Raw genomic sequence first — 23917 nt, 5'->3', positions numbered from 1 at the left:
CGCCAGGTGGCGGAACGACCGTCACGTCCACCCTCCAGAAGGGGGACGATGTGCGGGTGCAGGTCCCTCGACCGGGTGGAGGTGGCGAGCAGTGGGTGACGACTGGCTGTTCGGGTTCGGGTCCAACTCGCTGGAAGACCTGGTGGGCAAGCTGTTCGGCGGGCTGGGGCAGCCGCCGTCGGCGACCAGGCGTACCGACCACTTCGGCCGCGACCTCACCGCGGCGGCCCGCGACGGCCTGCTCGACCCCGTGGTCGGCCGCGAGGACGTGATCGAGGAGGTCCTCGAGGTGCTGTCGCGGCGCACCAAGAACAACCCCGTCCTCATCGGCGATCCGGGCGTGGGCAAGACGGCGGTCGTCGAGGGCATCGCGGCGCTGATCGCGAGCGGCGACGTGCCGGCCACGCTGCAGGGCAGGCGGCTGATCTCGCTCGACCTCGCGGGCATGGTCGCCGGGGCGAAGTACCGCGGCGAGTTCGAGGAACGGCTGCAGGGCGTCGTCGAGGAGGTGGCCGCGACGAACCGGATGGTGGTGCTGTTCGTCGACGAGCTGCACACCGTGGTCGGCGCCGGCAGCGCCGAGGGCGCGCCGATGGACGCCGCGACCATGCTGAAACCGGTGCTGACCAGCGGGCGGTTGCAGGTCATCGGCGCCACCACGGCCGAGGACTACCGCCGGTACATCGCGAAGGACGCGGCGCTGGAACGCCGGTTCCAGCCGATCCTCGTGCCCGAACCGTCGGTCGAGGAGTCGATCGCCATCCTGCGCGGCCTGCGCCCGCGCTACGAGCTGCACCACGGCGTGCGGATCACCGACGAGGCGGTCGTGGCCGCGGTGGAGCTGTCGGCCCGCTACGTCGCCGACCGGTTCCTGCCGGACAAGGCCGTCGACCTGGTGGACCGCGCGGGCGCACGGCTGCGGCTGCGCGAGAAGTCCCCGTTGCCCGCCGACCCGGCGCAGCTCGAACACCGCGTGCGGCGCCTGAAGCGGGACCGCGCGACCGCGCCACCGGAGGAGGTGCTGGCGATCGACGACGAGCTCGACCGCGCCGTCGCCGACCTGGAGGCCGCCCGCGCCGCACTGGCCGACGCCCCGGAGGTGGGCGCGAACGACGTCGCCGAGGTCGTGTCCCGCAGCACCGGCATCCCGGTCGCCCAGCTCACCGAGGCCGAACGCCACCGCCTGCTGCACCTGGAGGACCACCTGCACCGCCGGATCATCGGACAGGAGGAGGCCGTGGAGGCGGTGGCCGACGCCGTGCGCCAGGGCCGTGCGGGCCTCAAGCACCCGAACCGCCCCATCGGCTCGTTCCTGTTCCTCGGCCCGACCGGCGTGGGCAAGACCGAGGTCGCCCGTGCGCTGGCGGAGGCCCTGTTCGGCTCGCAGGACCGGCTGATCCGCTTCGACATGAGCGAGTTCGCCCAGCAGCACACCGTGACCCGCCTGATCGGCGCACCCCCCGGCTACGTCGGCTACGAGGACGCGGGCCAGCTCACCGGCGCAGTCCGTCGCGTGCCGTACTCGGTGCTGCTGCTCGACGAGATCGAGAAGGCCCACGGCGACGTCTTCAACACCCTGCTCCAGGTGCTCGACGCGGGCCGGCTGACCGACGGCCAGGGCCGCACCGCGAACTTCGCCAACACCGTCATCATCATGACCAGCAACATCGGCGCCGACCAGCTGCTCGCCGCGGCCACCTCGGGCGTGCCGGTCGAGGACCTGCGCGGCCCGCTGCTGGGCACGGTCCGCCGGTACTTCCGCCCGGAGTTCCTCAACCGCCTCGACGAGATCATCCTGTTCCGCGGCCTCGACGCCGGCCAGCTGCGGCAGATCACCGCACTGCTGCTCGACCGCACCCGCGACCGGTTGCGGGAGAAGGACATCACGCTGGAGGTCGACGAGCAGGCCGTGGAGTGGCTCGCGGCCCGCGGGTACGTGCCCGAGTACGGCGCGCGGCCGTTGCGGCGGACCATCGGGCGGGAGCTGGACCGGCGGTTGTCGCGGGCGTTGCTGGCCGGGGAGCTGCGGGAGGGGCAGCACGTCGTGGTGACGGCCGGGGAGGGCGGGCTGGAGCTGACCGTCACCGACCGGCCGGGATGACCGGGTGACCGGGTCGGGCAGTCGCGCGCCGCGATCGGCAACGCCTCCCCGACCGCCGCCTCCACGCTCCGCCGTCCCCTGGCCCGAACGCTGGCGCTCCCCCGCCGCCCGGAACACCGCGTGCACAACGGCCTCCAGCCGAGCTGCACCGTGCGCGTCCCGGGTCACGCACCGTGCGCATCCGGGGTCACGCCCCGGGCTTGCGCCGGTACTGCGAGCGGGCCCAGGCCCACCCGGCGAGGAGGGCGAACACGAGGATGCCCATCGGGTGCCCGAGCACCAGCGCCGCACCGCCCAGCAGGACGACGGCGATGACGAGGGCCTGGTGGCGGTCCGCCGCGGGCCGGGTGGCGCCCTCCAGCTTCGCCGCGAGCTCCGGGTCCTGCTCGCCGAGGGTGCGCTCGATCTCGCTCAGCGCCGCGCGTTCCCGGTCATCGAGCACTGCGCACCTCCTGCTCGCCGTGCGCCTGGCCGTACGGCACGGCGCTCAGCAGGGTCACCGGCACCGCGGCTCCGCTGGGCGTCCGGTACGTGCGCCGCTCCCCCTGCCGGGCCCCGTTCACCGCCGCCCCGAGCGGTGAGTCCGGTGAGTAGACCTCGACCGCGCCGTGCTCCGCGCCGCGGGCACCGAGCAGGAACGTCTCGGTCTCGCCGGTGTCGTCGAACCGGACGGTGAGGACCATGCCGGGTTCCGCGATGCCGTCGTCGGGCGGGTCCTCGCCGACGATCGCGTTGGTGAGCAGGTCGGTGATCTGGCGGATGCGCGCGGTCCGCTGCTGTTGCGGCACGGGGCTGGTCTCGTCGTCGGACTGCGCGCGCGGTGGGGCGAGCAGGGTCGTGAGCTCGTTGCGGAGCCGGTGGTGCGCCTGCGGCGTCAGCCACACGCGGGGAGTCGTCATCGTTGCTCCAGGGCGAGGAGTAGGGGGTGTCCGTGTGGGCCGGGTTCGTCAGCCCACGACCCGCACGGACAGGAGGGTGGTCAGTGGTCGCGGCGCAGGGCCTCGAAGTCGTGCGCGTAGTCGGAGGCGACGCGCAGGAGGATGTCGCGCTGCACGCGGAGGAAGTCGTTCTCCTTGCGCAGCCAGGCGAGCTCGGCTCGTTCGCCGTCGGTCAGCGGCGGTTCGGCGGGGTGCATGCGGCGGTCACCGGAGCGGGTCGAACTCGCGCAGCGCGGCGGGTTGCTTGCCGGTGGTGATCTGCTCGGCCAGCAGGCGGCCGGTGACCGGTCCCTGCGCCAGGCCCCACATGCCGTGGCCGCCGGCGACGTACACGCCGGGGACGCGGGTCGCTCCGATCACCGCGCGGCCGTCCGGGGTGACCGGGCGGGGGCCGACCCACACGTCGGTGCGGTCCTCCCACCGCACGCCGTCGAGCAGCGGCCGGGTGGAGGCGATGATCGCGTCCACGCGCGCCTTGTCCAGCGGTGCGTCCGGGTCGCGGAACTCCATGGTGCCCGCGACCCGCAGGCCGTCCCGGTACGGGGTGCAGGCCACGCGCACCTCCGGCAGGTAGATCGGGCCGCGGACGGGTTCGCTCACGGGGACGGTGAACGAGTAGCCGCGGCCGGCGCGGACCTGCGTGCGGACACCGGCCCGTGCGGCGAGGGCGGGCAGCCACGCGCCGGTGGCCAGTACCACCGCGTCGGCGGAGATCGCGGTGCCGTCGCTCGTGTGCACGGAGACACCGGGGCGGACGCCGGTCACCTCGCCGGACCGGATCGTGGCGCCGCGTGCGACCACGGCGCGACCCAGCGCCCGCACGAACGCGCCGGGGTCGACGAACCGCTGTCCGTCGATGCGCACCCCGGCCGTCAGCGCGGCCGAGGCCTGCGGGAGCTGTTCCCTCAGGTCCGATGTGGACAGAACGGAGTGGTCGACCGGTTGTCCTGCCGCGGCGAGCCGTTCCAGCTCGCGCACCAGGCCCTGCGCCTGCCGGGCCGAGGTGAAGGCCGCGGTGAACGGCGCGTCGACGGTCGGCACCGCGACGCCGTTGGCGGTGAGCACGTCGTAGGCCTCGATGCTCTCCTCGTTGAGCGGCAGGTTCGCCTTCGCCACGCGCGTCCACGACGACCAGCGGCAGTGGGCGGCGAACCGCGTGAGGAACGACCACAGCCCGGGGTCGGCGGTGAGCGGGATGTGCAGCGGCGCGGCCGGGTTGAGCAGGGACCGCAGCCCGTAGCGCAGCACCGCCGGTTCGTTCAGCGGGATCGCCAGGCCCGGCGCGATCCACCCCGCGTTGCCCCACGAGGCGCCGGCGGCGACACCGGTCCGGTCGACGACCGTGACCTCGACCCCGCGTTCCTGCAGGAACCACGCCGTGGACAACCCCACGACCCCCGCACCGACCACCACCGCTGAGCGCGGACCGCCGTCAAGGCGCTCGACGCCGTCCATCCCGGGCCTCCTGTCATCGCTTGCCCCCAGGATGGAGTGAGGACAGGCCGATCCGGTTGTCCGATTCCTACAACCGCGGCTCAGCGGTTGTAGATTTCCGACACCGTGGCGGCGAGGTCGATGAGCATGGCGACCCGCTTGGCCGGGTCGTCCAGGCCGAGGGCCGTCACCTCGCTCATCTTGCGCAGCCGGTTGCGGACGGTGTTGCCGTGCACGCCGAGCCGGTCACCGGCCGCGGCCAGGTCTCCCTGCGCCTCCAGCCACGCGCGCAGCGTCGCGACGTACTCGGTGCCGTGCTCGGCGTCGTGCCTGCGCAGGTCGGCCACCGGTCCGCGCGCGGACGCCCGGCCGACGCGGGCCGCGGCGCGCAGCCGGTGCAGCAGGATCTCGTCCCACGACTCGTCGTAGGCGGGGGCGGGCGTGTCGCCGGTGCGCATCTCGTGCAGGGCAAGGCACTCGTCCGCCTCCTGCCGGGCAGCGGGCAGGTCGGCGGGGCCGGCGACCGCGCTGATGCCCGCCGCCAGGGTGACGTTGTCGGGCAGCGCCGACCGCAGCGCCGCCAGCCAATCCCGTGCCGCCGCCACCCGCTCGCCCGGCAGGACCGTGTAGATGCTGTTGCCGGTCACCGCGCTGCGTCCCGGCCGCGACCAGCCGAAGCCGGTGGTCGCCTGCTCGAACGCGAGCAGCACGGCCGCGTGCCGCTCGGCGCCGACGTGGGCGCGGACCGCGACCACCCTGGCCGGTCCCGGCGGCAGGCCGAGCTGGCTGATCACCGTCGCCGCGTCCGCCGTGCCCTCCAGCAGCCGGATGACCCACTCCGACTCCACCTGGCGCTCCAGGTCGGCGCTGGCCCGCAGCCGCAGCAGGTGCAGCGCCACGATCCGGGCGCCGTCGGTCAGCGCCGTGCGCTGCGGCCCCCGCAGCGGCGCCGGGCAGGCCACCCAGACCGCGCCCAGCAGCTCCCGGCCCACCCTGACCGCGGCCACCATCCGGCCGGTCAGCCCGCGTCCGGGTGCCCCGGCCACGAACAACGGCTCGTCGGACGCCTGCAGGTGCGCCCGCACACCCGCCGCCTCGAACAGCTCCCGCACCCACGCCGGCACCTGCCGGCCCATGATCGTCTCCAGCCGGGCGGCGTCGACCTCCTGCTGCGGTCCCGAGTAGGCCAGCACGCGCGAGAGCTGGTCCTCGATGGTCACCGCACCGCCGGTGGCCGCGGCGAGGCTGTCGGCCAGGGCGAACAGGTCGGTGGGACCACGTCCGGACTCGGTCTCCCTGCCTTCGAGCACCAGCCCGTAGACGACGCCCGCGAGCTGGCTCCACGACAGCGCCGGGTCCGCCAGCATCACCGCGACGCCCTCGGCCTCCCCCACCGCGACGACGTCCGCGAGCAGCTCCTCGCCGCCCCGCAGCAGCACGACGACGGCCCGCGCCGCCACCGCCGCGCGCACCGCTTCCGCGACCGAGCCCGCGCCGACGGCGAGGTACACGTCACCCACCTCGGCGCGCTCGTCCGCGGCGTCGCGCAGCACCACGCCGCGCAGCTCCGCCGACCGCGGCACCGGGCAGCAGCACAGCCGCACCCCGTACCCGCCCAGCACGTTGACCAGCCGGTCCAGTCTCACCACGGCCGTGCTCCCCGTCCCGGCGTCACCGCCGCTTCGGCCAGGGCACGAGCAGCAGCACGCCGGCGGCGGCGCACAGCAGGCCGATCGTCGTCCAGAGCTGCTGCCCGGTCATGAAGCTGCCCTTGAGGTGGCCGAGGCCCTGCGCGGTCCAGACGCCGCCGAGCACGAGCAGCACGACGCCGACCCCGACCACCACTTTTCTGCTCATGCCCGGCAGCCTACCGGCCGGTCACGGGTGCTCCACAATGGACGGACGGGTGGGACACGACCGCGTCGGTCGTTGATCGCGCCCGCCGGAACGGGTGGAGTGGGCGGTGTGGCGACGACGATCGTGAACGCGCGGGTGTTCGACGGCAGGGCGGTGCGGGACTGGACCTCCGTCCGGTTCGCGGAGGGCCTGGTCACCGGCTGCGCGGTGGGCTCGGCCGCGCAGGACGGCGACGAGGTGGTCGACGCGCGGGGCGGGACCGTGCTGCCCGGCCTGATCGACTCGCACGTGCACCTCGTCCCCGGCGCCCTCGCGCAGTCGCTGAACCACGGCGTCACGACCGTGCTCGACATGTTCAGCAAGCCCGACGTCGTGGCCGCGGCCAGGCAGCAGGCCGCCACCCGCACGGACGTGGCCGACGTGCGGTCCTCCGGCATCGGGGCCACCGCACCCGGCGGGCACCCGTCGCCGCTGTACGCGCCGATCCCGACGGTGAGCGCTCCCGGTGAGGCCGAGCGGTTCGTCGCGGACCGGGTCGCGGAGGGCGTGGACCACCTGAAGGTCATCTCCGGGGTCGGTGGCCTCTGGCCGGCGCTGGACTCCGCCACGATCGCCGCCCTGGTCACCGCCGCGCACGCCCGCGGCCTGGTGGTCGTCGGGCACGTGAGCTCGGCGGCCGGGCTCGACCAGCTCGTGTCCGCCGGGGCCGACGTCGTGGCGCACGTGCCCACCGACGACCTGGACGACACCCTCGTCGACCGCATGGCCCTGGCCGGAATCTCCGTCGGCCCCACCCTCGTCACCGCGGAGAACGCCCTGCGCTCCGCGAACCGGGCAGCGGCCACCGTGCGGCGGCTCGCCGAGGCGGGCATCCCCCTGCTGGCGGGGACCGACGCGCCGAACCCCGGCACCGCGTTCGGGCAGGCGCTGCACCGCGAGCTGGAGCTCCTGGTCGGGTGCGGTCTCAGCCCGGCGGAGGCGCTGGCCGCCGCCACGGCCGAGCCGGCACGGGTGTTCGGGCTCGGCGACCGCGGCCGGATCGCACCGGGCCTGCGCGCGGACCTGGTGCTCGTGTCCGGCGACCCGCTGGCCGACATCACCGCGGTCCGCGCGGTCGAACGGGTCTGGCGCGCGGGCGTGCAGTGCGAGCGGCGCCCGTTCGTCCCGGACGCCGCCGAGGCCGAGGAGCTGGCCGCGTTCGACGCGCGGGTCGCCCGCGCCGTGGCTGCCGTGCGCGCACGCAGGCTCGGCTGACCCGAGCCACCGCACCCGAGCCCATCGAACTGATGGGCCAGTACGTCGAGGTGCTGCGGACACGTCGCCGAGGTCGACGGCGGCACCGCGGCGGTCCACGCGCCCGGCGGCGGACGGCGGAGCCGTGTCAAGCTGACCACGATCCACCAGGAGAACGCACCGGAGCTCGTCCCCGCCGCGGGATGACCCGACCGACCCGGGAGAAGCACCTGATGCCGCGGATTCGCGCCGCCACCATCGAAGAGCACCACGAGATGGTGTGGGCCGACCTCACCGAGGCGGTGCGGCAGCTGCTGCTCGAACGCGACTACGACTCGATCAACATGGGTCACATCGCGGCCAGGGCGGGACTCGCGCGCAACACCCTCTACAACTACGCCCGCGACAAGAGGGCGCTGGTGCTGGCCCTCGCGCACCGGGCGAGCCTGCCGCTCGCCGGGCAGGTCGCCGAGATCGCCGCGCGGTCGTCCGACCCGGCAGCCGACCGGCTGCGGGAGGTCGTCGAGACGATCCTGGCCGCGTCCACGCAGCACGCGCTGCGGCTGATGTTCCTGCCGAACTCCAGCCCGCTGGTGGCGGAGCTGCCGGACGGACCGGAGAACCCGTTCTCCGTGCTCGTGGCCGAGGTGGTGAACATCGTCGAGGCTGGCGTCGCCGCCGGTGAGTTCCGGCCGGTCGAGGACGTGCGGCTCACCGTCGAGCTGCTGTCGGGGGCGATGCGCGCGGGTATCGATCGGATCACCAGGGAACCGGACGCGTTCGCGGCCACGGTGCGGGCGGCGCAGGAGATCGTGCTCGCCGCGGTGACCCGCACCGGGGACTGATCGACGGGGCCCCGCCGGCTCCGTCCACTGTGCGCAGTCGGCTGCGTCACACCGGCGCCCCTGATCCACTGAGGCCGGGAACTCGGCGAGGGCTTCGTCCGACCGCCTGGGCATGAGGGTGGACAGGGCCGTCGCGGTCGCGTCGGTCGGCTCGGTGGTGTGCGTCGCGGTCGTCGTGCTCTGGGCGGGTGACGTGCACGCCGCCTTGGGCGACAGCGATCCCGGCAGGGCCACGGCGCTGGCGTTCGGCCTCGTGCGCACCGCGGCGAACGCCGCTGCCACGATCACGGTGGGAGCGCTCGTCTTCGGGGCGTTCGTCGTGCCCGCACCGCCGAAGCGCGCCCAGCTGACACCGCACGCCTTCGCCGCCGTGCGCACCGCCGCAACGGCTGCGGCCGTGTGGGCCGGTGCGGCCGCTGCCGCCGTCGTCCTGTCCGCCGCCGACGCGTCCGGGCAGTCCGTCGCGGTCGCGCTGGAGCACCTCGGCGGGCTCGTGGCCGCCACCGAGGAACCCAAGGCGTGGATCGTCTCGGCGGTCGCCGCCGTGGTCGTCGCGGCCGGTGCGCGGGCAACGCTGACGTGGACGACCTCGGTGCTGTGGCTCGGCCCCGCCCTGGCCGGGGTGCTCGCGCCGGTCGTCGCCGGGCACGTCGCCAACGGTGCGTGGCACGACGTCGCCACCAACGCGGTGGTGTGGCACATCCCGGCCGCCGCCGTGTGGGTCGGTTCGCTCGTCGCGCTGCGGGCGTACCTGCGCAGGCCGGGCACCGCTGCGACCGATGTCGTCGTCCGGCGCTACCACCGGCTCACGACGGGCTGCGTGGTCGTGCTCGTCCTCAGCGGCGCGGTGACCGCGGCGGTCCTCATCGGACCGTCCGGGCTCCACACCGGGTACGCGGTCCTGTTGCTGCTCAAGCTTTCCCTTTGTGTGGCCGTGCCGCTGCTGCGTGCGCGCTGGGGCCCGCAGCGGCCGCTCGGCACCGAGCTGGTGGTGCTGGGACTCGTGCTCGGCGCCTCGACCGGTCTCACCCACCTCGTGCCGCCCGCGTGGTTCGCCGACCGGCCGTCGCCGCAGGAGACCGTGCTCGGCTACGAGCTGCCCGACCCGCCGAGCCTCGCGGAACTGGTGCTGGGCTGGCGCCTCGACCTGGTGTTCGGCCTGGGCGCGCTCGGGCTGGCTGCGGGGTACGCGGTAGCGGTGCGGAAGCTGCGGCGCCGAGGTGACACCTGGCCCGCCGGGCGGACGGTCGCGTGGCTGCTGGGGTGCGCGGTGGTGCTGGTCGTGACGTCGTCCGGGGTCGGCCGGTACGCGGCGGGGATGTTCAGCACCCACATGGTCGCGCACATGTCGCTGAACATGCTGGCACCGGTGCTGCTCGTGCTGGGCGGACCGGTGACGCTCGCGCTGCGGGTGCTGCCGGCCGGGCCGCGGCAGTGGGTGACGGCGCTGCTGCACTGCCGGGCCACCCGGCTGGTCGCGCACCCCGCGGTGGCCGCGACGGCGTTCGTCGGGTCGTTCTACGTCCTGTACTTCTCGGACCTGTTCGGTGCCGCGATGCGCTTCCACTGGGCGCACCAGCTGATGAACCTGCACTTCCTGGTCACCGGCTGCGTGTTCTTCTGGCTCGTCATCGGCGTCGACCGCGCGCCGCGGGCGTTGCCGCACCTGGCCCGGCTCGGGCTGCTGTTCTCGGTGATGCCGTTCCACGCGTTCTTCGGCGTGGTCCTGATGAACCACCAGACCGTGATCGCCGAGCACTTCTACCGCACCCTCGGCCTGACGTGGCTGCCCGACCTGCTCACCGACCAGCGCCTCGGCGGCGGCATCGCGTGGGCCACCGGGGAGGTGCCGATGCTCGTCGTCGTGCTCGCACTGCTGCGGCAGTGGGCGGTGGCGGACCGGCGGGAGGCGGTGCGGTTCGACCGCGCCACCGACACCGGGCACGACGACCGCTTGGCCGCCTACAACGCGATGCTCGCGGAACTGTCCGGAAGGAAGAACTGACCCGCCATGACCACCACCACCGCGGACAACGCCGTCGAACTGTCGGTGTCCGGGATGACCTGCGCCGCCTGCGCCACCCGGATCGAACGCAAGCTGAACCGGGTCGACGGCGTGCGCGCCACCGTCAACTACGCCACCGAACGCGCGATCGTCCAGCTGCCGCAGGGGATGCGCACCGACGACGCCGTGCAGGTCGTGCGCGCCGCCGGGTACGACGCGGCCGTGGCCGGGCAGGAGCGGGGTGACGACGTCGTCACCGGGCTGCGGCACCGGCTGGTGGTCGCGGCGGTGCTCGCCATCCCGCTGGGCAACCTGTCGATCAGCCTCGCGCTGGTGCCCGCGCTGCGCTTCCCCGGCTGGGAGGCGGTGTGCGTGCTGCTCGCGCTGCCGGTGGTCGCGTACTCGGCCTGGCCGTTCCACCGCGCGGCGCTGCGCAACCTGCGGCACGGCGCGTCGAGCATGGACACCCTGGTGTCGCTGGGCGTGCTGGCCTCGTTCGGGTGGGCGGTGTGGTCGCTCGCGGCCGGACCGTCCGGGCCGGGTCACTGGCTCGGCTTCGGCGTGACGGCGGAGGGCGCGGACGCCGTCTACCTCGACGTGGCCGCCGGTGTCACGACGTTCCTGCTCGCCGGCCGCTACTTCGAGCTGCGGTCGCGGCGCTCCGCGGTGGGCCTGCTGACAGCGCTCGCGGGCATCGCGGCCAAGGACGCCAGGGTGCTGCGCGACGGCGTCGAGACCACGGTCCCCGCGGCGCAGGTGCTGGTCGGCGACCTGGTGGTGGTGCGACCGGGCGAGGCACTGCCCGCGGACGGCGTCGTGACCGAGGGGTTCTCCGCGGTCGACACGGCGACCATGACCGGCGAGCCCGTCCCGGTGGAGGTGGGTCCGGGCGCACCGGTCGTCGGCGGCACGGTCAACAGCGCCGGGCGGCTGGTCGTGCGGGCGACGGCGGTCGGCGCCCACACCCAGCTCGCACAGATGCGGGCGCTGGCCGAACGGGCGGCCGAGCGCAAGGCCGCCGTGCAACGCCTGGTCGACCGGGTGTGCGCGGTGTTCGTGCCCGTCGTGCTGGTGCTCTCCGCGCTGACGCTGGCCGGCTGGCTGCTCACCGCCCACTCCCCGCGCGAGGCGTTCACCGCTGCGGTCGCGGTGCTGATCATCGCCTGTCCCTGCGCGCTCGGCCTCGCCACGCCGACCGCGCTGATGGTCGGCGTGGCGAGGGCGGCACAGCTCGGCGTCCTGGTGAAGGGGCCGGAGGCGCTGGAGGCGACCCGCGGTGTGGACACGGTCGTGCTGGACAAGACCGGGACCGTGACGACCGGCCGCATGGAGGTCGTGGAGACGTGGGCGCTCGGGGACGAACGAGTGCCGGGGCCGGAGGCCGTACACGACGACCCGCCCACCCTCACCGACCACGTGCTTCGGGCTGCGGCTGTGGAAGCCGCCTCCCAACACCCGCCCACCACCGCCGACCACGTGCTCCGCGCCGCAGCCGCCGTGGAAGCCGCCTCCGAGCACCCCATCGGCGTGGCCATCGCCGCCGCCTGCTCGGACGCACCCGCGGTGACCGCGTTCGAGGCCCTGGTCGGTGCGGGCGCACGAGGCGAGGTCGAGGGCGTCGCCGTGGTCGTCGGTTCCGCGGAGCTCATGGCACGGCTGCGGCTCCCGGTCCCGCCGGCGGCGACCGAGTGGCTTGCGGGTCTCGGCGCGGCGACCGGGGTGCTGGTCGCGCGCGGCGGTGTGGTGGTGGGCGGCATCGCCCTGCGCGACACGGTCCGGCCGTCTGCCAGGGGTGCGGTCGCCCGCCTGCACTCGCTCGGTCTGCGCACCGTGCTGCTGACCGGCGACCACGACGCCGCGGCCAGGGCCGTCGCCGCGGAGGTCGGGGTCGGCGAGGTGGTCGCGAACGTGCGGCCCGCGGACAAGGTCGCCGTCGTGGAACGGTTGCGCGCGCAGGGCCACCGGGTCGCGATGGTCGGTGACGGCGTCAACGACGGGCCCGCACTTGCCGCCGCCGACCTGGGCATGGCGGTCGCGCACGGCAGTGACATCGCCGCGCAGGCCGCCGACGTGGTGCTCGTGCGCGACGACCTCGGCGCTGTCGCGGACACGGTCGTGCTCGCCGGGCGGACGCTCGCCACCATCCGGGGCAACCTCGTCTGGGCGTTCGGCTACAACGCCGCCGCGCTCCCCCTCGCTGCCTTCGGGTTGCTCAACCCGCTCATCGCGGGTGCGGCCATGTCGTTGTCGTCGGTGCTGGTGGTCGCGAACAGCCTGAGGTTGCGCAACGCGCTCGGGAACCGGACCGACCTCGCGGCCGACTCCTAGGACGACACCGGACCTGGGAGGCCACCGTGGAACGACGGACATTCCTGCGCGCATCGGCGCTGTCGCTGGGGATCACGGGCGCGGCGGGCGCCACCGCGTCGGCGGCGCAGCCGTTGCGCGTCCAGGTGCTGTTGTTCGACGGCGTGGAGGAGCAGGACTTCGTGGCACCGGTGGAGGTGCTGGGCCTGGCCGGGCGGATGTCCGGCGGTGCCGTCGTGACCACCCAGGTCACGTCCGGCCGGCCGGGCACGGTCACCTGCACGTACGGCACGAAGGTCGAGGTCGCGCGCGGCTGGTCGCCCGGCGAGGCCGACGTGCTGGTGGTGCCCGGCGGCGGGTATGCCGCGCGGACCGGCCCTGGTGTGCACCGGCTCATCGGCGACCAGGGCTTCCTGCGCCGGCTGGCCGGGGCGGACGTGCTGCCGGTGGGCATCTGCACCGGGACGATGGTGCTGTCCGCGGCGGGCCTCACCCGCGGCCGCAACGCCACCACGCACAGCGGCGCGAAGGCCGACCTCGCCGCGCAGGGGGCGACCGTGGTGAACGCGCGGGTGGTCGACGACGGCGACCTGATCACCGGCGGCGGCATCACGTCCGGCCTGGACGTCGCGCTCTGGCTGGTGGAACGGTTCGTCGGCGCGCAGACCGCGCAACGCGTCGAGACCGTGCTGGAGTACGAGCGCAGGGGCACCGTCTGGCGCAAGTGACGGTGGACCGGGAACTCCTCGGCCTCCGATCCGACCACTACCTGAGCAAGGAGTCCCCGAACAACCCGAGGCGCAACAGGATGTCCCGCACGAAGAAGAATCCCGTCACGGCACGCCGCGGCGTGTCGCTCAACGTGGTGCTGACCTCCGTGGTCGTGCTGCTCGCTGCCGCCGTGTTCGGCGGTGTGCTGCTGTTCCAGCGCGATGGCGCCGAGGACAGGACCGCCGCGCTGGTGCCCGCCGGTGCGCACACGCTCTCCAAAGTGGACGGTGACGGGGTGGTGCTGGTCGAGTTCCTCGACTTCCAGTGCCCGGCCTGCTCCGCCTACTACTCCGGCGTGACGAAGAAGCTGGAGGACGACTACCGGGGGCGCGTCACCATCGTGCCCAGGAACCTGCCGCTGGAGATGCACCCGCTGGCGCTGCCCGCGGCGCAGGCGGCCGAGGCGGCGGGCCGGCAGGGCAAGTACGCCGAGATGTACCACGCGCTCTACGGCAACTACGACCGCTGGGCGGTCGACGGCCAGAACACCAGTGCGGACCGCGACCGCGCGATCGGCCTGTTCGAGCAGTTCGCCACCGCCGCCGGGCTCGACCTGGACCGGTTCCGCGCCGACATGGCGTCCGCGGACGTGCGGGCCGCGATCGACCGCGACGTGGCCGACGCGCGCAAGCTCGGGGTGCAGAGCACGCCGACGCTGTTCCTCAACGGCGAGCAGTTCCAGCCGTCGGGCAAGTCGTTCGCCGACGTCGACCGCGAGCTGCGCGCGAAGATCGACGCGGCGCTGGCCGGATGAGCCGCCCGCTGGCGTGGCTGTACGTGGCCGGCGGCGCACTCGGGTTCGCCGCGTCCGCCGCGCTCACCCTGGAGAAGCTGGCGCTGCTGCGGAACCCGGCGCACGTGCCCACGTGCTCGCTGAACCCGGTGGTGTCCTGCGGGCCGGTGATGGACAGCCCGCAGGCGGCGGCGTTCGGGTTCCCCAACCCGCTGCTCGGCATCGCCGGGTTCGCGGTCGTGGTGACCACCGGGGTCGCACTGCTGGCCGGGTTCGCGCCGCCGCGCTCCTACCGGCTCGCCCTCAACGCGGGCACCGGCCTGGCCGTGGTGTTCGTGCACTGGCTTGTCGTCGTCAGCCTCTACGACATCCACGCGCTGTGCCTGTACTGCATCGTCGTGTGGATCGTCGTGATCCCGTTGTTCTGGTACACCACCCTCGACACCTGGCCACGCCTCGCGCCGTTGCGCCGCTTGCACAGCACTGTGCTCGTGCTCTGGTACGCGGTCATCGTCGCGTTGGTGCTGCACGCGTTCTGGGACTACTGGGTGACGGCGTGACGGCCGTCCTGGCGACGGCCGCGATGGCCGTGTCGATGCTGCAGCTGTTCGTGCTGGGCGCGCTGGGGCCGGTGCTGGTCACCGACCTCGGCGTGGCGCAGTGGCAGCTCGGTGCGCTGGTCGCGGTGGGGTTCGCGGTGGCGGCGCTGCTGTCGCTGCCCGCGGGGGCGCTGGTGGACCGGGTCGGGGCGCGGCGCGCGCTGGCCGGGGTGTTCGTGGTCAGCGCGGTGGCGCTGGCGGTGCTGGCGGTCGCCGGGTCGGTGTGGTGGATCGCGGCCGGGGTGGCGCTGGGCGGGGTGCCGCAGGCACTGGCGAACCCGGCCACCAACAAGGTGGTCGTCGCCGCCGTGGCACGGGAGCGGCTCGGGGCGGTGACCGGGTGGAAGCAGTCCGGGGTGCAGCTCGGCGCGTTCGTCGCGGGCGTGCCGCTGGCCGGTGCCACCGCGGTGGTGGACTGGCGCTGGGGCGTCGGGGTGCTCGCGGTGCTGTGCCTGGTGGGCGCGGTGCTGACCACACGGCTCGCGGTGCCGGCGGTTCCGGCCCAGCGCGGGCGCGGGCGGGTGGGTGGCCGGGTGCGCGCGCTGGCGGTGTTCTCGCTGGCGCTCGGCTTCGGGCTGGCGTCGGTGAACACCTTCTTCCCGCTGTACGGCGTGGACCGGCTGGAGCTGCCGGCACCCGTCGCGGCGTGGTCGATCGCCGTGGTGGGGCTGGTCGGCATCGTGGGCCGGGTGTGGTGGAGCGCGGCGGCGGGGCGAGCGGGCGACCCTGCCGCCGTGCTGCCGTTGCTGGCGCTCGGGGCCGTCGTCTCGGTCGCGGTGGTGGCGCTGGCCGAGCACGTGCACTGGCTGGTGTGGTTCGGTGCGGCGGGGATCGGGGTGTTCGCGGTGGCGGGCAACGCCGTGTCGATGGTCGCGGTGCTGCGGGCGGTGCCGCAAGGGCTGGCCGGGCGTGCGGCAGCGGTGGTGTCGGCCGGGTTCTTCTCCGGGTTCGCCGCCGGGCCGCCGGTCACCGGGCTCGTGCTGCAGCAGGCCGGTTACCCGTGGCTGTGGGGTGTCGTCGGCGTGGCGTTCGGGCTGGCGGCCGCCGTGGGCGTGCTGGTCGTCCGGCGCACCGCGGTGGCGGTGTGAGCGGCTGGGCGCACGACCTGGTGCGCCGGCTGTGCGACCGGGTCGACGAGGCCGAAGCCGCGGCGGGAGAACGGTTTCCGCTCTACCGCCACGACGGGCGGTGGAAGACCTCGGCCCGCGGGTCGTGGACCGGCGGGTTCTGGGCGGGGCTGCTGACGCTGCGGAGTCTCGTCACCGGCACCGGTGACGTCGCCGCGGTGCGGGACCGGCTGGACGTCTGGGCGGACGCGGACACGGTGCTGCGCGGCATGATCTTCTGGTACGGCAGCGGCGCGGAACGGCTGGGGACCATCGCCGCACGCCCCAGCACGGCCCTGGTCGCGGACCGGCTCGCGCGGTGCTACGACCGCGAGTTGGGCGCGGTTCCGTGGGGCACGGCGCTGGCCCCCGAGGGACAGCCCGTGCGCGCGGACGGGGCGGCCGGGCTCGTTCCGCTGCTGAACGCCCACGGCCACCACGCCGTCGCGCGCTGCCATCAGCAAGCGCACCTGGCACTGGACCCGGACTGGCCGCGCGGCAAGGCGTGGCTGCAGCTCACCCACCCGCGTCCGGCCTGGACCGTGTCCACACAGGACAGTTCGGCGGTGGCGATCGCCGCCGTGGCGTTGCTGAAGGCCGGTCGGCGCGAGGAGGGCGAACGACTGCTGCGCACGCTGCCGGACGGTGCCGAGTACGACGGCCTGACCGGTCTTCAGGTGGTGTGGGGCGACTTCTTCACGTTCCTCGGCGCCGCGCTGCTGACCGGTCTGGTGCCGCCCGACGCCTGGTGAGCAGCCGCCGTCCGGTGGTCGCGACGTGCAGCTCGTCCGCGCCGTCGAGGATGCGGGCGGCCCGTGCCACGCGCAGCAGCCGCGGCAGACCCGTTGCGGCCATGAGCCCTTCCGCCCCGTAGACCTGGACCGCGGCGTCGGCCGCGGTGTCCAGCGCCCGTGCGGCGGCGACCTTCGCGAGGCTCACCTCGACCGGCGCGCGCTCACCGGCGGCGACCAGCGCGGCCGCCTCGCGGGCCAACAGCCGGGCCGAGCGCACCTCCAGCTCGGACTCGAACGCCAGGCGCTGCACCAGTTGCCGGTCGGCCAGCACGCCGTCGCCGAGCGCCCGCGACACCGCACGGTCCGCGAGCAGGTCGAGGCACCGCTGCGCCTGCCCGACCCAGCGCAGCGCGCGCAACGTCCGCCCGAGCGCGAGCCGTTCGCCGGCGAGCCGCATCCCGTTCCCCTGCTCACCGACGAGGTGCGTCGGTGGCACGCGGACCGCGTCGAACGAGATCTCGTGCTGCCCGCCCGCACCGAGGACGTCGAGCTCGCGGTCCACCCGGAACCCGCCTGCCGGCACGGCGACGACCGAGAAGCCGTCGCCGGTGCGGGCCACGACCAGCACGAGGTCCGCACGGGCCGCACCGCTGGTGAACCACTTGCGGCCGGTGACGGTCCACCAGCCGTCCGCGCCGCGCTCGGCGGTGGTGCGCAGCCCGGACGGGTCGGAGCCCGCGACCCCCGGCTCGGTCATCGCGTAGCTGACGTGCGCGCGCCCGGCCACGAGGTCGGTCAGCACGGCGTCCCGCAGCTCCGGATGTGCGTGCGCGGCCAGCATCCGCGTGTTCAGCAGGCTCGACGAGCCCACGACGTCAGGGCCGTGGTCGCTGCGCCCCTCGTCCTCGGCCTCCGCGAGGTAGCCGGCCAGCGGCTGACCACCGCCGCCCAGCTCGACCGGCAGCGGCCGGGCCCACAACCCGGCCTGCTTGGCGAGGTCGCGCAGTGCGAGACCGCCGCCCGCGTCGAGCTCCGGTTCGGCGGGGATCACGACCTCGTCCACGAACCGCCGCAACTGCGTGTCACCCGTCACCGGCACATCACACCACCGTGGGAACCCGAATGGGCGCGCGTACGACCTCTGGGTCATGACGGAAGCCACAGCACTGCACGCCTTGGCCCTGGAAGGCGCGACCGCGTCGGTCTCGGGCACGAGCGCGGCGGCACGCGTGCTGCGCGCACACCTCCGCGCGCTGGGAGCGGAGGTGCACACCGGCTTCGCGGAACTACCCGCCGAGGCAGTTCTGGTGCTGGACGGCGGTGATCGGCACGAGGTGGTCGTCGACTGGGCCGGGCCGGTGGACGTCCCCGGCCTGCGCGACGAGGCGACCGTTCAGGCCGCGTGCGGGGTGATGCACGTGCACGGCAGGCGGTCCGGCTCACCGCGCGGCCTCGGCGTCGACCACTGCGGCACGGCGGCCGGGGTGCTGGCGGTGACGGGGTTGCTCGCGGCGGTGCTGCGGGGCGAGCCGCGGGTGCGGACCAGCGTGGCCGAGGCGGCGTTGCTGACGGTGTCCCAGTACCTCGCTGCGGCGGGGGCGGACGAGGCGGAGGCGGTCGACCTGCGGCCCGGTGGACCGCCGTTCACCACCGCGGACGGGGTGCGGTTCGAGGTCGAGGCACTGGTGCCCGAGGTGTGGGCTGCGTTCTGGGCGGCGCTCGGCACGGACTCCGCCGCGGTCCGCGCGGGCTGGCGGCCGTACCAGTTCCGCTATGCCACAGCGACTGCGCCGATTCCCGAGGCCCTGCACGCGGCGACCCGCGCCGTCACGTTCGCGGAGATCACCACCGCCGCGATGGTGAGCGGGGCCAGCGTCTGCCGGGTGCACCGTCCTGTTCAGCCGCTCGAACGGCCGTGGAGCATCCGCCCCACGGCCGGCGTCGCGACGCGCACCGGCGACGACCTGGTGGTGTACGAGGCGGGCCGGCGCATCCAGGCACCGATGGCCGCGCACCTGCTGGGTCTGTTGGGCGCCAAGGTGATCCGCGTCGAGCCGCCGGGCGGTGACCCGTTGCGGGGCATGCCGCCGATGTGCCGCGACCTGTCGGCCCGCTGGCTCGCGCTCAACCGCGGCAAGGACGCCGTCGAGGTCGACCTCAAGGACCCCGCCGATCGTCAACGGCTGCGCGACCTCTTGGTGGACGCGGACGTGTTCCTGCACAACTGGGCGCCGGGCAACGCCGAGAGGTGGCGGCTCACGGCGGCCGACCTGCCGGACGGACTGGTGTACGCCCACACGTCCGGCTGGGGCGGCGGCGACCTCGTGGACCCGCCGCTGGGCACCGACTTCATGGTCCAGGCCCGCACCGGTCTGGCCGAGCTGGTGCGCCCTGCCGACGAGGAGCCCGCGCCGTCGCTGATGACGCTGGTGGACGTGCTCGGCGGCCTGATCGGCGCGGAGGCCGTGCTCGCCGGGGTGCTGACCCGCCGGCGCACCGGTCGCGGCGTCGCCGTCGAGAGCAGCCTGCTCGGCGCGGCCGGTGCGTTGCTCGCCGGCGCGAAGTCCCGGCCCTCCCCCGGTTTCCGCGTTCCCGTCGACGGCCGGGTCGGCGGCGTGGACGTGCTCACCGACCTCGCGGCGCTGCCGGGTGACCCCCGCTTCGCCGCCGTACTGGGCCGCGACGACCGCGGCTGTCCCGCTCTCGGCTCCCCGTGGAGGTTCCTGTGACACTCGCCGCGACCACCGCCGTGCGGCACCTGGCGGACCTCGTGCCGTACGAGCTCCGCCGCGGCTGGGCCGCCACCGGTCTGTACCGCGACCGCGACCTGTACTCGTTGTTCCGCGAGCACGTCCTGGCCGGTCCCGGCCGCGTCGCCGTCGTCGACGCGCAGGGTGAGGTCACCTACGCCGAGCTCGACCTGATGGCCCGCTCCCTGGCGGCGGGCCTCGCGGGCATGGGCGTGGAACCGGGTGACGTCGTCGGCATCCAGCTGCCCAACGGTCGGCTGGCGTGCGCGTTCGACCTCGCGGTGGCCGCGCTGGGTGCCGTCGCGCTGCCCTACCCGGTCGGGCGCGGTGACCGGGAGGCGGCGAGCCTGCTCAGCCGGTCCGGCGCGGTCGCCGTGGTCACGACGACGCGCTACGGCGACTACCCCTGCGCCCAGCGGACCCGCGCGCTGGCCGGCGAGCTGCCCGAGCTGCGGACCGTGATCGCGGCGGGCGACGGCGTGGTGCCGGCGGGCTGCGTGCCGGTGGCGGCGCTGCTGGCCGCCCACCCGGACCGGTTCACCCCGGCGTCCCCCGACCCGGACGGACCCGCGCGCATCCTCGTCACCTCCGGCTCGGAGGCAGCGCCGAAGATGGTGCTGTACTCGCACAACGCCCTCGTCGGCGGCCGCGGCCGGTTCATCGGCGAGCTGATGGGCGGCGACCCCGAGCTGCGGAACCTCGTGCTGGTGCCGCTGGCGTCGTCCTACGGCAGCAACGGCACCTCCGTCACGCTCGCCGTCCACGGCGGAACCCTCGTGCTGCTGCCCAAGTTCGACGTCACGGCCGCGCTGGCAATGGTCGAACGCGCCCGCCCCACGCACGTGCTCGCGGTGCCCACCATGCTGCGGATGATCGCCGACTCCCCCGACCTCGACCGGTACGACACGTCCAGCCTGCGCGTGGTCGCACTCGGCGGTGCCGCCCTGGACGCCACGACCGCCGCACGCGTCCGCGACACGCTCGGCTGCACGGTCGTGAACGTCTACGGCTCGGCGGACGGCGTCAACTGCCACACCGCCCTGGACGACCCGCCCGGCCACGCCGACACCGCGGGCCGCCCCAACCCGTTCGTCGCACGCCTGCGCATCGTGGACGACACCCTGCACGACGTGCCGCCCGGCGCGGTCGGCGAGATCATCGCGCTCGGCCCGATGTCGCCGCTGTGCTACGTCGGCGCACCCGAGCTGAACGAGCGCTACCGCACGCCGGACGGCTGGGTGCGCACCGGCGACCTCGGCCGCATCGACGACGAGGGCTACCTGCACGTGGTCGGGCGGCGCAAGGACGTGATCATCCGCGGTGGCCTGAACATCAGCCCCGCCGAGGTCGAGGCGCTGCTCGTCACGCACCCGGCGGTGCGGGACGTGGTGTGCGTGCCGGTGCCGGACGACGTGCTGGGCGAACGGTTGTGCGCCTGTGTCGTGGGCGATCCGGCGCTCGTGCTGGAGGACCTGACGGCACACCTGTCGGCGCAGGGGCTGGAGCCGCGGAAGTTCCCCGAGCGGCTGGTCGTGGTGGACGCGCTGCCGCTGGGCGCGGCCGGGAAGGTGGACCGCCGCGCCGTGCAGGACCTCGTGCGGCGGTCGTGAGGCGCGCCCGGCGGACGGGCCGTCCGCCGGGCGCATGCCCCGTCAGGCCTTGAGGGCCTTCGATATCTCCGCGGCGTTCGCCGTGAAGACGCCGAGGAGGTCGAGGTCCTCGCCCGGGTAGTTCACGATCCGCACCTGCCGCGCGGCCGAACCGGGCAGCACCGTCCCGGTCGACATGTGCGCGTTGTCGAACACCAGGTCCGGCTGCTTGCCCGCGAGCTCGGCGAGCTGCGCCGGGGTGACCGGCTGCGGGCCGAACGTGCCGACCACCTCGGCGCCGGTGACCGCGGCCATGTACGCCACGAACGCCTGGCTGACCACCTTCGGCGCCTTGCCGCCGGGGAACGAGCCGCGCACCTGCTGCTCGACCGACTTCAGCGTGGTGTCGAACTCCGCCAGCCACTTCTCGGCCGCGTCGGTGGTGCCGAGCAGGCCGGCCAGCCGCGTCACCTCGGCGCGCACCACCTCCGGTGCGTTCTCCAGCTTCACCGCCTCCACCTGCGCCGCCCCGCCCGCGGCCTCCTTCAGCCGGGGCGCGAACCCCTCGAACTCCGCGTACAGCACCAGGTCCGCGCCCGCGACGGCGGCGAGGTCGGACGGTTTGGGGTCGTAGTCCGCCGCGTGCGCCACGGTCGCCGGCACCACGACCCGCACGTCGGTCGCACCCGCGGCCTTGGCCAGCGCGGCCTCCCACGCCGTGGCGGCGACGACCTTCTTGCCCGCCGGGGCGGCCGGGGACGCGGGCTGGGCTCCGCCGCCGCAGGCGGTCAGCGCGAGCACCGCGCCGAGCACCACGAGCTTGGTCTTCACGGGTCAGGTTCTCCTCATCGGCGACAACTGGGCCAGCAGGGCGATCACGCCCGCCAGCAGGACGAGCACCGGACCGGGTGGCTGGTCCAGTGCGAGTGCGAGCAGCAGACCGCCGACGGCCACGACGAGGCCGATGCCGACCGACGCGACGACCATGCCGGTCAGGCCGCGGCCGATCCGCCGCGCCGCCAGCGCGGGCAGCAGGGTCAGCGCGTCCACGAGCAGCGCGCCGGTCAGCTTGATCGCCGCGGCGATCGACACCGCGATCACCACGAGCAGCGCCGCGGTCAGCGGTCCGGTGCGCACACCGGAGCACGCGGCGAGCTCCCTGTCGTGCAGCAGCAACGCCAGATCCCCGCGACGCCACCAGAACAGCGCCGGAATGGCCACCGCCAGCACCCCGAGCACCACCAGGTCGACCGGCCGGGTCGACAGGATCGAGCCCCACAGCAGCTCGAACGCGCCGTTGGCGTTCACGCCGGAGATCGACAGCACCAGCAGCGCCACGGCGATGGCGAGGCTCATCAGCAACCCCATCGCACCGGACAGCCCCGCCGACGTCGTCGCGAACGGCGCCAGCCCACCGCCGGCGAGCGCGCACAGCGCCAGCGCCCACAGCAGCGGGTCGGTGCCGGTGAGCAGGCCGATCGCGCTGCCGAGCAACGCCACGTGCATGATCGCGAACCGCACCGGGTAGATGTCGAGGCCGACGACCAGCACCCCGACCGGCGGCAACGCGACGGCACCCAGCAGCAGGCCGAGACCCGCGCGCTGCACCGGGACCAGCGCGAGCAGCTCCGCGATCACGCCACGTCCCGCAGCCGCCCGGCGGCCATCTCCACGACCCGGTCGCACGCGTCGGCCACGGCCCGGTCGTGCGTCGCCACCAGCACCGTCACCGGCAACGCCGCGATGACCGCCGCCGCTTCCTCCTGGCCCGCGAAGTCGAGCGCCGCGGTGGGTTCGTCGGCCAGGAGCACGCCCGCTCCGGCGGCCACGGCCCCGACCGCCCGCGCGAGCCACGCCCGTTGCGCCTGACCACCGGACAACGTGTGCACGCCACGGGACTCCACCCCGGCGAGCCCGAGCCGTTCCGCCGCCGCACGCGCCGCCTCGCCGTGACCGCTGCTGTCGAGCAACTCGCCCAGCAGCAACGGGAACCGCCCCGCCGACCGCAGCTGCGGGATCCACGCGACCTCGGCCCGCCTCCGGCGCCACTGCGCGGCGTTGCCGGCCCGCACCCCGCCGACCTCCACCACGCCGTCCGCGATCGGCTGGAACCCCAGCACCGCGCGCAGCAACGTCGACTTGCCGGAGCCGTTGGTGCCGATCAACGCCACCCGCAGCCCCGCGGGCACGTCGAGGTCGACGGCATGAACGGCGGTGTGCCTGCCATAGCGGCAATGCACACCTCGGAACAGCAGGGACGACGCGGTCACGTGCCACAGGTCGTTCACCCGGCCGGGTCAGTTCCCGGCAGTTGTCAGCCGACTTCGGTGGCGTCCTGCCCGGCGGCCCTGACCAGGTCCTCCCGCGCCCGCGCCACCCGCGACCGGATCGTGCCGATCGGGCAGCCGACGACCTCCGCGGCCTCGGCGTACCCCAGCCCGAGCACCTGCGTGAGCACCAGCGCCTCCCGCCGGTCCTCCGCGAGCCCGTCGAGCAGCACGTTGAGCTCGACGATCGCCGTGAACCCCGACGACGTGCCCTGCCCCCGGTCCGCGGCCTGAACCCAGTCGACGTCCGCGGACACCCGCGGCCGCGACTGCGCCATCCGCACCTGGTCCACCACGACCCGCCGCGCGATCGACAACAGCCAGGTCATCGCCGACGAGCGTGCCTCGAAGTTGCGCAGGCTCGGCAACGCCCGCAGGTACGTCTCCTGCGCCAGGTCGTCCGCGACGCCGACGTCCGCGAGGTGCGCGACGAACCGCCACACGTCCCGCTGCGTCGCCCGCACGAACCGCTCGAGGGCAACCCGGTCACCCCCGCGTGCCTGCAACGCCCAGCGGGTCACCTCGTCATCGGGGGAGTTCACGAGGCCGCATCGTAACGGCCACCGTCCGGTGACCTCACCGGCCATT

At 74.6% G+C, this 23917-nt stretch carries 23 protein-coding genes; 12 read left to right on the top strand and 11 right to left on the bottom strand.

Features of this window, described 5'->3' with window-relative positions; translation table 11 throughout:
• Positions 1–91 precede the first annotated feature (91 nt).
• Positions 92–2101: an ATP-dependent Clp protease ATP-binding subunit gene (locus ACZ7CD_RS07335; protein ID WP_470378519.1), complete on the top strand. Its 2010-nt coding sequence runs from the start codon at positions 92–94 to the stop codon at positions 2099–2101.
• A 187-nt stretch (positions 2102–2288) separates the two neighbouring features.
• Here ACZ7CD_RS07335 and ACZ7CD_RS07330 read toward each other — a convergent pair whose 3' ends face one another.
• From ACZ7CD_RS07330 to ACZ7CD_RS07305, 6 genes are all read right to left on the bottom strand, one after another.
• The gene (locus ACZ7CD_RS07330; RefSeq protein WP_458432442.1) at positions 2289–2543 is read right to left on the bottom strand and encodes a DUF3040 domain-containing protein; all 255 of its coding nucleotides are present in this window, start codon (positions 2541–2543) and stop codon (positions 2289–2291) included.
• The gene (locus ACZ7CD_RS07325) at positions 2533–3000 is read right to left on the bottom strand and encodes a GreA/GreB family elongation factor (RefSeq protein ID WP_360383894.1); all 468 of its coding nucleotides are present in this window, start codon (positions 2998–3000) and stop codon (positions 2533–2535) included. Before ACZ7CD_RS07325 ends, ACZ7CD_RS07330 begins: the two co-directional genes overlap by 11 nt.
• 80 nt (positions 3001–3080) lie before the next feature.
• Complete coding sequence (locus ACZ7CD_RS07320) at positions 3081–3236, bottom strand: hypothetical protein (RefSeq protein ID WP_360383897.1); 156 nt, start codon at positions 3234–3236, stop codon at positions 3081–3083.
• Between the two features lie 7 nt (positions 3237–3243).
• A complete protein-coding gene (locus tag ACZ7CD_RS07315; RefSeq protein WP_470378518.1) occupies positions 3244–4494 on the bottom strand; it encodes an NAD(P)/FAD-dependent oxidoreductase in 1251 nt (416 codons plus the stop codon).
• 80 nt (positions 4495–4574) lie between these two features.
• Positions 4575–6122, bottom strand: a complete 1548-nt coding sequence (locus ACZ7CD_RS07310; protein WP_470378517.1) for a PucR family transcriptional regulator — start codon at positions 6120–6122, stop codon at positions 4575–4577.
• Between the two features lie 22 nt (positions 6123–6144).
• A complete protein-coding gene (locus tag ACZ7CD_RS07305; protein ID WP_360383906.1) occupies positions 6145–6330 on the bottom strand; it encodes a hypothetical protein in 186 nt (61 codons plus the stop codon).
• Between the two features lie 108 nt (positions 6331–6438).
• On the opposite strand from ACZ7CD_RS07305, the gene ACZ7CD_RS07300 reads away from it, so the two are divergent.
• The 9 genes from ACZ7CD_RS07300 (at position 6439) to ACZ7CD_RS07260 (ending at position 16681) form a co-directional block, all read left to right on the top strand.
• A complete protein-coding gene (locus ACZ7CD_RS07300) occupies positions 6439–7584 on the top strand; it encodes an amidohydrolase family protein (RefSeq protein ID WP_470378516.1) in 1146 nt (381 codons plus the stop codon).
• Positions 7585–7796: 212 nt separating this feature from the next.
• The gene (locus ACZ7CD_RS07295) at positions 7797–8408 is read left to right on the top strand and encodes a TetR/AcrR family transcriptional regulator (protein WP_470378515.1); all 612 of its coding nucleotides are present in this window, start codon (positions 7797–7799) and stop codon (positions 8406–8408) included.
• Between the two features lie 112 nt (positions 8409–8520).
• Complete coding sequence (locus ACZ7CD_RS07290; RefSeq protein ID WP_470369108.1) at positions 8521–10413, top strand: bifunctional copper resistance protein CopD/cytochrome c oxidase assembly protein; 1893 nt, start codon at positions 8521–8523, stop codon at positions 10411–10413.
• A gap of 6 nt (positions 10414–10419) precedes the next feature.
• Positions 10420–12741, top strand: a complete 2322-nt coding sequence (locus tag ACZ7CD_RS07285) for a heavy metal translocating P-type ATPase (protein WP_470378514.1) — start codon at positions 10420–10422, stop codon at positions 12739–12741.
• Between the two features lie 26 nt (positions 12742–12767).
• The gene (locus ACZ7CD_RS07280) at positions 12768–13448 is read left to right on the top strand and encodes a DJ-1/PfpI family protein (RefSeq protein WP_360383919.1); all 681 of its coding nucleotides are present in this window, start codon (positions 12768–12770) and stop codon (positions 13446–13448) included.
• The gene (locus ACZ7CD_RS07275; protein WP_470378513.1) at positions 13445–14245 is read left to right on the top strand and encodes a DsbA family protein; all 801 of its coding nucleotides are present in this window, start codon (positions 13445–13447) and stop codon (positions 14243–14245) included. Before ACZ7CD_RS07280 ends, ACZ7CD_RS07275 begins: the two co-directional genes overlap by 4 nt.
• Positions 14242–14784 (top strand): vitamin K epoxide reductase family protein, encoded by a 543-nt coding sequence (locus ACZ7CD_RS07270; protein ID WP_458432457.1) that lies wholly within the window; start codon positions 14242–14244, stop codon positions 14782–14784. Before ACZ7CD_RS07275 ends, ACZ7CD_RS07270 begins: the two co-directional genes overlap by 4 nt.
• Positions 14781–15911, top strand: a complete 1131-nt coding sequence (locus ACZ7CD_RS07265) for an MFS transporter (RefSeq protein ID WP_470378512.1) — start codon at positions 14781–14783, stop codon at positions 15909–15911. The genes ACZ7CD_RS07270 and ACZ7CD_RS07265 overlap by 4 nt, the downstream gene beginning before the upstream one ends.
• Complete coding sequence (locus ACZ7CD_RS07260) at positions 15908–16681, top strand: hypothetical protein (protein ID WP_458432459.1); 774 nt, start codon at positions 15908–15910, stop codon at positions 16679–16681. Before ACZ7CD_RS07265 ends, ACZ7CD_RS07260 begins: the two co-directional genes overlap by 4 nt.
• Here ACZ7CD_RS07260 and ACZ7CD_RS07255 read toward each other — a convergent pair.
• Positions 16626–17756, bottom strand: coding sequence for an acyl-CoA dehydrogenase family protein (locus ACZ7CD_RS07255; RefSeq protein WP_470378511.1), 1131 nt, complete (start codon positions 17754–17756; stop codon positions 16626–16628). The two genes, ACZ7CD_RS07260 and ACZ7CD_RS07255, sit on opposite strands and share 56 nt — an antisense overlap.
• 55 nt (positions 17757–17811) lie before the next feature.
• Between ACZ7CD_RS07255 and ACZ7CD_RS07250 the strand changes: the two genes are divergently transcribed.
• Both ACZ7CD_RS07250 and ACZ7CD_RS07245 read left to right on the top strand, forming a co-directional pair.
• Complete coding sequence (locus ACZ7CD_RS07250) at positions 17812–19392, top strand: CoA transferase (RefSeq protein ID WP_470378510.1); 1581 nt, start codon at positions 17812–17814, stop codon at positions 19390–19392.
• Positions 19389–21023: an AMP-binding protein gene (locus ACZ7CD_RS07245; RefSeq protein WP_470378509.1), complete on the top strand. Its 1635-nt coding sequence runs from the start codon at positions 19389–19391 to the stop codon at positions 21021–21023. The genes ACZ7CD_RS07250 and ACZ7CD_RS07245 overlap by 4 nt, the downstream gene beginning before the upstream one ends.
• A 42-nt stretch (positions 21024–21065) precedes the next feature.
• Here ACZ7CD_RS07245 and ACZ7CD_RS07240 read toward each other — a convergent pair whose 3' ends face one another.
• The 4 genes from ACZ7CD_RS07240 to ACZ7CD_RS07225 are packed head-to-tail and all read right to left on the bottom strand — an operon-like array spanning position 21066 to position 23916.
• Entirely contained in the window at positions 21066–21833 is a 768-nt protein-coding gene (locus ACZ7CD_RS07240) for a metal ABC transporter solute-binding protein, Zn/Mn family (RefSeq protein ID WP_470374077.1), read from the bottom strand.
• Positions 21834–21836: 3 nt separating this feature from the next.
• On the bottom strand, positions 21837–22640 hold the full coding sequence (locus tag ACZ7CD_RS07235) for a metal ABC transporter permease (protein WP_360383943.1): 804 nt from the start codon (positions 22638–22640) through the stop codon (positions 21837–21839).
• A complete protein-coding gene (locus tag ACZ7CD_RS07230) occupies positions 22637–23272 on the bottom strand; it encodes an ATP-binding cassette domain-containing protein (RefSeq protein WP_470369098.1) in 636 nt (211 codons plus the stop codon). The genes ACZ7CD_RS07235 and ACZ7CD_RS07230 overlap by 4 nt, the downstream gene beginning before the upstream one ends.
• Before the next feature lie 44 nt (positions 23273–23316).
• Entirely contained in the window at positions 23317–23916 is a 600-nt protein-coding gene (locus tag ACZ7CD_RS07225) for a sigma-70 family RNA polymerase sigma factor (RefSeq protein WP_458434410.1), read from the bottom strand.
• Between the last annotated feature and the right edge of the window lies 1 nt (position 23917).

This window comes from Lentzea sp. NPDC036949 (assembly GCF_055608075.1).
The sequence above is the reverse complement of the archived record's forward strand: the minus strand, read 5'-3'. Positions and strand labels throughout refer to the sequence as shown.